The 10,965-nt window shown below is 67.5% G+C and carries 10 protein-coding genes; 7 read left to right on the forward strand and 3 right to left on the reverse strand.

Annotated elements, in window-relative coordinates; genetic code table 11:
- Positions 1–106: 106 nt before the first annotated feature.
- From OHL10_RS18445 to rplI, 3 genes are all read left to right on the forward strand, one after another.
- Positions 107–625: a single-stranded DNA-binding protein gene (locus OHL10_RS18445; RefSeq protein ID WP_265523715.1), complete on the forward strand. Its 519-nt coding sequence runs from the start codon at positions 107–109 to the stop codon at positions 623–625.
- A gap of 86 nt (positions 626–711) precedes the next feature.
- Positions 712–948, forward strand: coding sequence for a 30S ribosomal protein S18 (gene rpsR / locus OHL10_RS18450; protein WP_265523716.1), 237 nt, complete (start codon positions 712–714; stop codon positions 946–948).
- A 16-nt stretch (positions 949–964) separates the two neighbouring features.
- On the forward strand, positions 965–1,414 hold the full coding sequence (gene rplI, locus OHL10_RS18455; RefSeq protein WP_265523717.1) for a 50S ribosomal protein L9: 450 nt from the start codon (positions 965–967) through the stop codon (positions 1,412–1,414).
- A 74-nt stretch (positions 1,415–1,488) separates the two neighbouring features.
- On the opposite strand, the gene OHL10_RS18460 is transcribed toward rplI, so the two are convergent.
- A complete protein-coding gene (locus OHL10_RS18460) occupies positions 1,489–2,781 on the reverse strand; it encodes an MATE family efflux transporter (RefSeq protein WP_265523727.1) in 1,293 nt (430 codons plus the stop codon).
- A gap of 468 nt (positions 2,782–3,249) precedes the next feature.
- On the opposite strand from OHL10_RS18460, the gene dnaB reads away from it, so the two are divergent.
- The 3 genes from dnaB (at position 3,250) to OHL10_RS18475 (ending at position 7,973) form a co-directional block, all read left to right on the forward strand.
- Entirely contained in the window at positions 3,250–5,835 is a 2,586-nt protein-coding gene (gene dnaB / locus OHL10_RS18465; protein ID WP_265523718.1) for a replicative DNA helicase, read from the forward strand.
- Between the two features lie 636 nt (positions 5,836–6,471).
- Positions 6,472–7,443, forward strand: a complete 972-nt coding sequence (locus OHL10_RS18470; protein ID WP_265523719.1) for a CPBP family intramembrane glutamic endopeptidase — start codon at positions 6,472–6,474, stop codon at positions 7,441–7,443.
- 203 nt (positions 7,444–7,646) lie between these two features.
- Positions 7,647–7,973, forward strand: a complete 327-nt coding sequence (locus tag OHL10_RS18475; protein ID WP_265523720.1) for a hypothetical protein — start codon at positions 7,647–7,649, stop codon at positions 7,971–7,973.
- 352 nt (positions 7,974–8,325) lie between these two features.
- On the opposite strand, the gene OHL10_RS18480 is transcribed toward OHL10_RS18475, so the two are convergent.
- The gene (locus tag OHL10_RS18480) at positions 8,326–8,766 is read right to left on the reverse strand and encodes a hypothetical protein (protein ID WP_265523721.1); all 441 of its coding nucleotides are present in this window, start codon (positions 8,764–8,766) and stop codon (positions 8,326–8,328) included.
- A 693-nt stretch (positions 8,767–9,459) separates the two neighbouring features.
- Here OHL10_RS18480 and OHL10_RS18485 point away from each other — a divergent pair.
- The gene (locus OHL10_RS18485; RefSeq protein WP_265523722.1) at positions 9,460–10,098 is read left to right on the forward strand and encodes an AAA family ATPase; all 639 of its coding nucleotides are present in this window, start codon (positions 9,460–9,462) and stop codon (positions 10,096–10,098) included.
- Between the two features lie 662 nt (positions 10,099–10,760).
- Here the strand turns inward: OHL10_RS18485 and OHL10_RS18490 are convergent.
- Positions 10,761–10,965: RICIN domain-containing protein (locus OHL10_RS18490; RefSeq protein ID WP_265523723.1), on the reverse strand; the 205-nt coding region annotated here is incomplete at its 5' end.

The raw sequence follows: 10,965 nt of genomic DNA on the forward strand, positions 1-10,965 counted from the left end.
ACCGTGGTTCTTCCACAGGTCCGGCCTGCCGCTCTGCGGTTGTCGGCGCCTCGTGGTGGGATACCCGCGGACGGACACGTACGAACGACGACACTGAGGAGCTGGCATGGCTGGTGACACCATCATCACGGTGATCGGGAACCTGACCGGGGACCCGGAGCTGCGTTTCACCCCTGCGGGTGCGGCGGTGGCCAACTTCACGATCGCGTCGACGCCTCGCAGCTTCGACCGCCAGAGCAACGAGTGGAAGGACGGCGACACGCTGTTCATGCGCTGCTCGATCTGGCGCGAGGCCGCGGAGAACGTCGCGGAGTCGTTGACGAAGGGCATGCGCGTCATCGCGCAGGGCCGTCTCGTCCAGCGTTCGTACGAGACCCGTGAGGGAGAGAAGCGCACAGTCGTCGAGCTGCAGGTGGACGAGGTCGGTCCGTCCCTGCGCTACGCCTCCGCGAAGGTCACCCGGGCCCAGCGCTCGGGTGGTGGCGGTGGCGGTTTCAGCGGCGGCGGTGGTGCTTCCGGCGGTGGTTTCAACGCTTCCGGTGGTGGCCAGAGCAACGACGACCCGTGGGCCACGTCGAGCCCGGCGTCGTCGGGCGGTTCGTTCTCGGACGAGCCTCCCTTCTAGCCACCTCCACACCCCCAGACAACCCCTTCCTGCCCGACGGCGTCCGCGCCACGGGTGGGGAACGCACCTTGTGAAGGAGCAACACCATGGCGAAGCCTGTGGTGCGCAAGCCCAAGAAGAAGTCGAACCCGCTGAAGTCGGCCAAGATCGAGTTTGTCGACTACAAGGACACGGCTCTGCTGCGCAAGTTCATCTCTGACCGCGGGAAGATCCGCGCTCGTCGGGTCACCGGCGTCACCGTCCAGGAGCAGCGTCAGATCGCTCGTGCCGTCAAGAACGCCCGCGAGATGGCCTTGCTGCCGTACTCGTCGTCGGCTCGCTGATCGAGAGGGGAAGAACATGGCAAAGCTGATTCTGACCCACGAGGTCACCGGCCTGGGTGAGCCCGGCGACGTGGTCGAGGTCAAGGACGGGTACGCCCGTAACTACCTCGTGCCCCGCCACCTGGCGACCCCGTGGTCCAAGGGTGCCGAGTCGCAGGTCTCCGCGATCCGCAAGGCTCGCAAGGCCCGTGAGATCGCGTCGCTCGACGACGCCAAGGCGATCCGCGACTCGCTGCAGTCGAAGTCGGTCGTCGTCGAGTCGAAGGCCGGCGAGTCCGGTCGTCTGTTCGGCGCCGTGACGACGGCGGACATCGCGGCTGCGGTCGCGCAGTCCGGTGGTCAGTCGGTCGACAAGCGCAAGATCGAGATCGGTCAGCCGATCAAGTCGGTCGGGGAGTACACGGTCTCGATCCGTCTGCACCCCGAGGTCTCCGCGAACATCGCGGTCAAGGTCGTCTCGGCCTGATCGTCGTTCCGGCCTGATCACGGCTGCTCGACACGTTCGGCCCGGTCCCCTCAGGGGACCGGGCCGAACGCGTCTCACCGGCCGGTGACCATCCAGCGCTCGCCGCGGGCGCGCAGCCCGGTCGTGAGGGCGCGGGACGCCATGAAGACCCCGGCGAAGGCGAGCCACAACCACGCGAGCCCGGCCGCGCCGTCGGGCGCCCAGGCACGGACGGCGAGCGCGACGGGGGCGTAGACGACGAGCGTGATCATGCCCGCCCACGCGAGGAAGCGGCCGTCCCCGGCGCCGATGAGGACGCCGTCGAGGACGAACACCCACCCGGCCATGGGCAGGAGCAGGCCGCACACGGCCATGCCGAGCGCGACGGCGGTGCGAACCTCGGGGTCGGACGTGAAGAGCAGCGCGAACCACCACCCGCCGGCGGCCATGACGACGCCGATGACGGCGCCGGCCGCGACGCCCCAGCGCAGGGTCCGGCGCAGGACGGCGCGCACGCGTGGGACGTCCCCGGAGCCGAGGCCGTGCCCGACGAGCGCCTGGGCCGCGATCGCGAGGGCGTCCAGCGCGAACGCGGCCAGCCCCCAGACGGCCTGGACCACCTGGTAGCCCGCGAGGGTGACGTCGCCGAGGCCGGTGGCGACGAACACGGTGAGCAGGATCGCGAGCCGCAGCGACAGGGTCCGCACGAACAGGGGTGCTCCCGCGACGGCGTTGCCCCAGATCCCGCCCGCGGCCGGGCGCAGGGACGCGCCGTGGCGGCGGGCGCCGCGCACCACGACGACCACGAGCACCACGCCCATGATCGTCTGCGCGACGGCGGTGCCGATCCCGGAGCCGGCGATGCCGAGCCCGGCGCCGTAGACGAGGACGACGTTGAGGATCGCGTTGAGCACGGCGCCGCCGGCGGCGACGTACAGGGGCGTGCGGGTGTCCTGCAGGCCGCGCAGCACGCCCGTGGAGGCGAGGACGAGGAGCATGCCGGGCAGGCCGAGCGCGGACCAGCGCAGGTAGACGACGGCGTGGCGCGCGACCTCGTCGGTCCCGCCCATGGTGGTGATCGCCCAGGGCGCCACGGCGACGAGCAGCGCGGCGAGGGCGATCCCGAGACCGACGGCCAGCCAGAGGCCGTCCACGCCTGACTGGAGCGCCTCACGGGTGCTGCCCGCGCCGACCCGGCGGGCGACGGCGGCGGTCGTCGCGTAGGCGAGGAACACGCAGAGGCCGACGAGGGTGACGAGGATCGTCGAGGCGAGCGACAGCCCGGCGAGCTCGGCGGTGCCGAGGTGCCCGACGACGGCGCTGTCGACGAGCACGAACAGCGGCTCGGCCACGAGCGCACCGAGGGCGGGGACGGCGAGCGCGAGGATCTCGCGGTCGAGCCGCCTCGATGAACGGGGGCTGTCCGTTGGGTGTGCAGAGGGTTTCGGGCGTGTCGTCGGCGTGTCGTGCGACTTTCTTTCGTCCACACCCCTGAGGGTAGTGAAGAGCCAGGTCGGCGCGCTGCACAGGCCCGAACTGGTCGCTTGTCCACATAGTTGTCCACGGGCTGTGCACAGCAACTCGGGCTGTATCCACACCCTGTCCACCGCCTGTGCACAGCCTTGTGCACAGGGTCGGTTGCAGGGCTCGCAGGGCGCATCTAGTGTCGCGGAGTCGTCTCTGCAGTCGAGCCTCTCAGCCGTCCACGGGTCAACGCCGATCCCGGACGGAACCGCTCGGGAGAGGTGCTGTCCGAGGTCGTGACCGGCCTCGAACGCGACTGTTGGCGGCTCGCAGTAGAACAGATGTACGACGTGGGCGACACCCGGCGAGCGGGCCGGGGGAGTGAGGGACAGATGTCGATCGAGGAGCTCGAGTCGAGCTACGGGGGCTCCGGACCCTCGGCGTACGACCGCACCCCGCCGCAGGACGTCGCGGCGGAGATGAGCGTCCTCGGCGGCATGCTCCTGTCGAAGGACGCCATCGCGGACGTCATCGAGCAGATCCGCGGCACCGACTTCTACCGCCCGGCCCACGAGGCCATCTACGACGCCGTCATCGACCTGTACGGGCGCGGCGAGCCCGCGGACGCGATCACGGTCGTTGCCGAGCTCACCAAGCGCGGCGAGCTCGGCCGCATCGGTGGCGCCCCCTACATCCACGACCTCATGGCGGGTGTGCCCACGGCGGCCAACGCCGGCTACTACGCCCGGATCGTGCGCGAGCGCGCCGTGCTGCGCCGCCTCGTCGAGGCCGGCACGCGCATCGTCCAGCTCGGCTACGCGACCGACGGCGGCGACGTCGACGACATCGTCAACAACGCCCAGGCAGAGGTCTACGCTGTCACCGAGCGCCGCACGGCCGAGGACTACAACATCCTCGGCGACATCATCGGCGGCACCGTCGACGAGATCGAGGCCGCCGGCCACCGCGGCGAAGGCATGGTCGGTGTGCCCACCGGCTTCGCCGACCTCGACCGTCTCACCAACGGCCTCCACCCCGGCCAGATGATCGTCCTTGCCGCCCGGCCAGCCATTGGCAAGGCCCTGGCGCTCGACACCCCCCTGGTCACACCCACCGGCTGGACCACCATGGGCGAGGTGCAGGTCGGCGACCAGCTCGTCGCCGCCGACGGCACCCCGACCACCGTCGTCCGCGCGACCGAGGTCATGGAAGGCCGCCCCTGCTATGAGGTGGTGTTCGACGACGGCACCACCATCGTCGCCGACGCCCAGCACGAGTGGGTGACGACGACCCGGGCAGAGCGCCGGAAGGCGAGTCCACCGAGCAGCGTACGAACGACCGAAGAGCTCGCAGCGACCGTTCGCTGCGAGACCGCCGATAGGCGGGCCAACCATGCTGTGCGGACCGCACGTGCCGTTCAGGCGCCGGAAGTGGACCTTCCTCTCCACCCCTACGCGCTGGGCGTCTGGCTCGGGGACGGTCATTCTGCCTCGGCTCGGTTCACGTCGGCAGATCCAGAGATCGCGATGCGTCTTGAAGGTCTCGGTCTGGTTGCCCAGGAGCGCAGCCGCTTCAAGGGCGCCGCTCGCCTCTACAGCCTCCAGCTACCCGCGTCAGCTCCGATCGCTCTTCGACCGTGCGTCGTGTGCGGTCGGGAGTTCACCCCTCGCACGTCTCAGGTCAAGGCGTGCGGGCGTTCGTGTGGAGGCCGCGCGAGCGCGGTCTCCACGCCGGTCGCTCCGCCGATATGCCCCGACTGTGGTCGGCGGAGCACCGGTCTGCGCAGATGCCAGGCCTGCCACAACGCGCGCGGGACCGTCGCGGGGATCCTTCGATCGCTGGGGGTCATGGGGAACAAGCACATCCCGGCCTCCTACCTCCGGGCGAGCGAGGCTCAGCGGCGTGAACTTCTCGCCGGCCTGCTCGACACCGACGGAACCGTGAACCCGACGGGAAGCCCGCAGATCGCGCTGACCAACCGGACGCTTGCCTCCCACGTCCGGGAGCTTGTGCACAGCCTCGGGTACCGGACAGGTTGGTCGGAGAAGCGGGTAGGCGGGCGAAGCGAGCACTCGTCGGTGGCGTACACGATCACCTTCACCACGGACGACGACGTCTTTGCCCTCGAACGTAAGCGTCTCCTCCACAAGGAGCGTCGTCGCCCGTCGACACCGCGGCTCACCTCGCGGTTCATCGTCGACGTACGCCCCGTCGCGCCGGTCCCGGTGCGGTGTGTCGAGATCGACCACCCGGAGCACCTGTACCTGGCGAGCACCTCGATGATTCCGACGCACAACTCGACCCTGGGAATCGACATCGTGCGGTCCGCGTCGATCAAGCACCAGATGACGTCGGTCGTGTTCTCGCTCGAGATGAGCCGCAACGAGATCACGATGCGTCTGCTGTCCGCCGAGGCGCGCATCCACCTGCAGAAGATGCGCAACGGGTCCATGGGCGAGGACGACTGGCAGAAGCTCGCCGCGACCATGGGCAAGATCTCCGAGGCGCCGCTGTTCATCGACGACTCCCCCAACATGTCGCTGATGGAGATCCGTGCCAAGTGCCGGCGGCTCAAGCAGAAGCACGACCTCAAGCTCGTTGTCATCGACTACCTGCAGCTCATGACCTCCGGGAAGCGCGTCGAGTCCCGCCAGCAGGAGGTCTCCGAGTTCTCCCGAGCGCTCAAGCTGCTCGCCAAGGAGCTCGAAGTCCCTGTCATCGCCATCTCCCAGCTGAACCGTGGCGCCGAGCAGCGCACGGACAAGAAGCCCGCGATGTCTGATTTGCGTGAATCTGGCTCAATTGAGCAAGATGCGGACATGGTCATACTTTTGCACCGTGAAGATGCCTACGAGAAGGAGTCTCCACGAGCCGGTGAAGCAGACCTGATCGTCGCCAAGCACCGAAACGGCCCCACCGACACCATCACCGTGGCGTTCCAGGGGCACTACTCACGGTTCGTCGACATGCAGGTCTGATATCCACGTGTCGACGTGCAGCCTAGATTTCATAAACCCTCACCTATGTAACATGGTTCGGGCTTGAATCTTGCTTGACCTTCGCCTGACGATAGCCGAGGTTCGCTGGCGGCTTGCCTGCCATTTGATCAGCGGTCGCGGGTGGCTCGCGATCAGCGGATGGTTGTCTGGGGCCGCACCTGCCGTGCGGGGCCAGCGCGTGCATGCGGCGAGCTCTGGCATCCTCAGCGCATGCCAGAGACGAGGCCGTGCAGTGGCGCGGTGACTTCCTTGAGCGGCCAGAGCGTTCTGTGCACCGGAACGATCTATGTCGACGGTGAGCACATGACCCGGGTGGCACTCCGGAAGGCGATAGTCGCCCGTGGTGGGAGTGTCCTCGCCGGCACACGCAATGCTGGCGTCACCCTACTTGTTGTAGGCGATCTTCCTGCCGGGGTGACAGATCCCGTGACCAACATCACCGCGGGACCACGCCACCACGCCCGACACGATCAAGCAGCCAGCGACCTCGTGCTGACCGCATGACCAGCGACTTTGCCGGAGCCCTGGGGCTACTCCCCACCGGATCGGCGAAGAGCCGCTTGACCCTGTGCCAGCCACAGGGATCACACTGAGGTCGCTAGCTTACATCGAAAGATGAAGGTCGAGGCGCATCACAGCAGATACGAAGGGAAATTGATGGACGCGATCGAGAGCGAAAAGCCACAATTCTTTGCGACTCACACCACGCCCGTCGAGTACCACCGCGGGCTTGTCAGCGACAAACGCCGAATTGGGCGCGGCATCCTTGCGATCGGCCTCCTTCTCGGAGGCATGCAGGTCTTCATCATCGGGCTCACGATCCTCGCCGCTCTGATCGATGCCGCGATCGGAACCGAGGCCCGGGACGGGTACACCCCCCTCATCAACGCCGTCGGCGCATTCGCGGTCGCGCTGCTGATCCCGTGGAGCATGCTGATCCAGCGCTGGCTCTACGGCGTGCGCGGTGGGGCGCTGTCGTCAGTGCTGTCGCACTTCCGTTTCGACATCTTCGGCCGCGCCCTCGTGGTCCTCCTGCCGGTAACCGTCGCACTCCTGGTCGTCTACTACTGGGCACCGTTCCCGCAGACGACCTGGGCGTGGCACGACCTCCTCCTCCTCGTCGCCACGGCTCTCGTTCTCACGCCGTTCCAGGCCGCGGGCGAGGAGTACGGCTTCCGCGGACTCATCCTCCGCGTCGTCGGCAGTTGGACGCGCAACGCCCGGCTCGGACTCGTGCTCGCGATCACCGTCTCGAGTGTGCTCTTCGCGCTGGTCCACTTCTCCACGAGCGGGCTGCTGAACGTCTGGTACCTCGTCTTCGCGGTCGGCACCGCATGGATCACCTGGCGCACCGGCGGGCTCGAGATCGCCATCGTGCTGCACGCCGTGTTCAACGCGACCCAGTTCGTCATCGACGCGGCGCTCCAGATCGATCCGACCGTCGCGACCGACCGCTCCGCCGGCGCGATCGACCTCAGCGTGCTCATCCCCGTGCCACTCATCATCGGCGCCGTCATCGTTGTGGCGCTCCGTACACGTCGAAGCGGGACGGTGCTGACGCCCAGTGCGCGCATGGCAAGAGGATGAAGCCTCGGAGCATCGATGGTCTCAGGCGTCGGGCCTTCCGGCTCGAGACCTCACGTCGTAGTCCGGGGGACTGCTGCACGAGTAGGTGACGTCTAATCTGGCTTGCTCGGTGGGTGTCCTGGAAGGCTGTTGCTGTGTCCGAGCCTTGCCCGTCCGAGTTCGGCGACGATGTCGTGAGTGTGGCGCGAGAGTGTGGCGACGGCGTGACGATCGCAGCGATCCTTCGTTCCGGTCTTGACGACTGGATCCTGCTCGACGAGGTCGCCTGGGAGGCGATGCTCGGCGATGCCTCCGAGACGAACAGGGCCGCGACGATCCGTGTACTTGATCGGATGTTCCGTGACGGTTTCGTGGTGCCCGGCGCTCTGGGCGAGTCCGGGTTTGAAGACTGGCCGGGTTCACCGGGCCCGTGGCTCGCGCGGGCGCACGCGGAACTGGAGCGATTGGGCTGGCGTCCGATGGGAGCCGGATTCTGGTTGCGCCTGACAGATCTCGGCGAGCGCGTCGCCCGCGCCGACCAGAACGAGTAGTTGTCTAACCGTCCTCATCGGTCCTGATGTCCCGCCGCAGTTCCACGGCGACGAACTTTGGCCGCGCGAACTCCACCGCGGGCCGTGCAGCCTACTTTGCGCACCCACCGCGACACGTCCGGTATCGCGCAAAGTACAGCGGCGTGTCCGCGCAATCTGCGCTGCACGTCAACATTTGTCGACGTGCAACCTAGATTTCACAAACCCTCACCTATGTAACATGGTTCGGGCTTGAGTCTTGCTTGACCTTTGCATGACGTCATTCGGGGTCCGCGGGCAGCCCGGACCTGGCGATCCCGCTGGTACGCCTTGCTCTGACGGACGGCCCTCAACAGTACTTGCGCGCCGCGTTTCAGTGTGCCGATGCTTCCCACTCATCGACGACTTCCTGGTGCTCTGGACACAGAGTCTCGGGTGCGGCGAGGATCATGTCCCAGATGAAGTTGGCGAAGAGCATGTTGTCGTCGGCGCCGTCCGGTATCTCGAGGTAGTCGTAGGTCTCGAGGTAGATCCCATCTAGCGTCATCCCCTCGTCGATCTGGGTGCACATGTCCTCGCCAGCCGTCACGATGCCTTCGCTGTCGTCGAGCACGTCCGCGAGGTCGGGGTACTCGCGGACCAAGGGCGCGCCCGCGTCCTGGACCATCAGCGCGTAGGCCTGCTGCGGATCGTCGCCGTAGTCGCTTGGGGCTTCGGAGGGCTCGTCCACCTGCGGACTGCCGATGAAGTAGTCGATCGCGGGGCCGTCGTCCGGCGGGTAGATCGTGAACACGATGTCATCGGCGTTCTCCACGGCGAAGCACTCCGGCCACTCGGCAGAGCGCCCTGGCTGGAGCCTCGATGGCGGGAGCACATCGCTCTCGCACGACAGATACTCGCCAGGGTGGGTGCCGAGAACGTGTCGAACCCGATCGACCCGGCAACCTCAATCACTTCGTCGGTCGTGTTGGCGACCGAGACTGGGAAGATCACCTCGTCTGGGTAGAGCTCGGTGTCGATCGTGCCCTCCCAGCGCTCGGCGCTCGGCACGCCCTCAGGCTCGCCGACGGTGAACTCCAGGCCACCAGCGGTCCACGGCACACCCAGCTGGGGCGACTCGACCGCCGGCTCAGAGTCAGCGCTGGGACTCGTGCTGGCGATGCTGGACTCGACGGGCAACGATGGTGACTCCTCGTCCGGCTCGGATTCGCTCTCAGTACAGGCACCAAGATTGCCTATGAGGAAGACGGCGGCGGTAGTCGCTGTGCAGCGGTGTCGAAGGTTCATTCCTCAGGGTAGGTAGCATCGATCCGCTCACGCGCGGTGTGCCGGTGAGGACGTGGCGGCGCTCTTCGCTGGTCGTACGCCCTCGGACTAAGAGACCGCTGGATCCGCGTCAGCGGCTCAAGATCGGCGACGGCCCTTGGGCCCGTAAGCTCCACCGCGGGTGGCCTATCGCTGGCATGAATCACACGGGGTCGCGCCCGCCCGCCGATACGATGGCGGCGTGTTGATCTGGGTGAACGGCACATTCGGGGTCGGCAAGACGCACACGGTCGCCGAGCTGCACCGCCGCCTTCCGGGCAGCCTCGTCGTCGATCCCGAGCATGTCGGCTACGGGATGCAGAAGGCGGTCCCGCCGTCGTACTGCCCCGATTTCCAGGAGTTCGTCTCGTGGCGGACCGGCGTGGTGGAGGTGCTCGATCTGATCCTGCGTCGGCATGACGGGCACGTCCTGGTCCCGATGACGGTGACGGATCCACGCTACTTCGCCGAAACGGTCGGGGAACTGCGAAGAATCGGGCATGACGTCCGGCACGTTGCCCTGCTGGCAGCGCCTGAAACGGTCATCGCCAGGCTGGCCGGCCGTGGGCTTGGGGGTGGCCGACTGGCCGACGCTGTCGGCCTGCGGCATCTGGCGCTGCGTCGCGAGCAGTGGGCTGTCGAAAGGGTGGTCCCGAACCTCGAGCGGCTCCGAGCTCCGGAGTTTGCGCAGCATGTCGCCACTGATCACCTGACGGTGCCACAGGCCGCAGAGCGCGTCGCCGCGTCATGCGCGGTGGAGCTTGCCGCCAGCGACGCCGGGCCGCTACGCCGTGCGGTGCGGCGCCTAGTCACTACCCGGGAGCATCTTCGTTCCCGCTGACGCGCGCCGCGGGTTGCTCCGCATCCGCATGGGAGAGTGCGTGGTGCAACCTACTTTGCGCGACGTTCGCGACACGCCCGAGGTCACGCAAGGTAGGCAGGCGTGTCTGCGCAATCTGCGCCGCACGTCGACAACGAATTGCGAACGCGAGTTCGGTGTCGAGATGCAGGCTACTTTGACCGATCCTTCGTCTCGTTGACCCGCACGCCGCTCACAGTCGTGCGGTCGCTCGGGGATAGGCGAGGCGTTCGCTGAAGGTCGAGTCCAGCAGGCGCAGCCCAGTGATGGGCGGGCGAGCAACCGGGGGCAACATGTCCACACCACTTGCCCACCGGTTCGCCTGCTCCGTCGATGGTCGTCGGTGGTGTCGAGATGCGCGCCCTGCTCTGCGCGATCATGCCCCCACGCTGCGCGACCATCGCGCTGCTGCTCCAGCGAAGGGCCCTCAGTCGGCACACTGCCGTTTCTGGGCCCCGCTGATGGTGAGGCAACAGGGCTGCAACTGCCCGTCAACGAGGTGCCACCACTGCCGACGAGAGGGCAACTGTCGATCAGTACCGCGATCTCGCCTCGCGCACAGGACTCTGCGGCACCGGAGCGCGGGCACGGGGGTACATCGCCGACGATGGCGATGCACCCCCGTGTGTCGTTGCTGAGTCAGGTCAGGTGGTGATGGTCCACTTCTGGCCTTCCCAGGTGCCGCAGTCCCACAGGTGCAGGCGTGCGCCGTTGGCGGTGGAGCCGGCTTCGATGTCGAGGCAGCGCCCGGAGGCGGGGTTCTTCAGGGTTCCGTTGTTCTGGTGGACCCATTGCTGGGAGGGGTAGCCCCCGCAGTCCCACAGGTGGGCCTTGGTGCCGTTGGTGGTG

The organism is Oerskovia flava, from assembly GCF_026163685.1.
GTDB lineage: Bacteria > Actinomycetota > Actinomycetes > Actinomycetales > Cellulomonadaceae > Oerskovia_A > Oerskovia_A flava.

Coding starts and splice junctions, on each gene's coding strand:
- OHL10_RS18445 (WP_265523715.1), top strand. CDS start 107: ATGGCTGGTGACACCATCATCACGGTGATCGGGAACCTGACCGGGGAC.
- rpsR (WP_265523716.1), top strand. CDS start 712: ATGGCGAAGCCTGTGGTGCGCAAGCCCAAGAAGAAGTCGAACCCGCTG.
- rplI (WP_265523717.1), top strand. CDS start 965: ATGGCAAAGCTGATTCTGACCCACGAGGTCACCGGCCTGGGTGAGCCC.
- dnaB (WP_265523718.1), top strand. CDS start 3,250: ATGTCGATCGAGGAGCTCGAGTCGAGCTACGGGGGCTCCGGACCCTCG.
- OHL10_RS18470 (WP_265523719.1), top strand. CDS start 6,472: ATGAAGGTCGAGGCGCATCACAGCAGATACGAAGGGAAATTGATGGAC.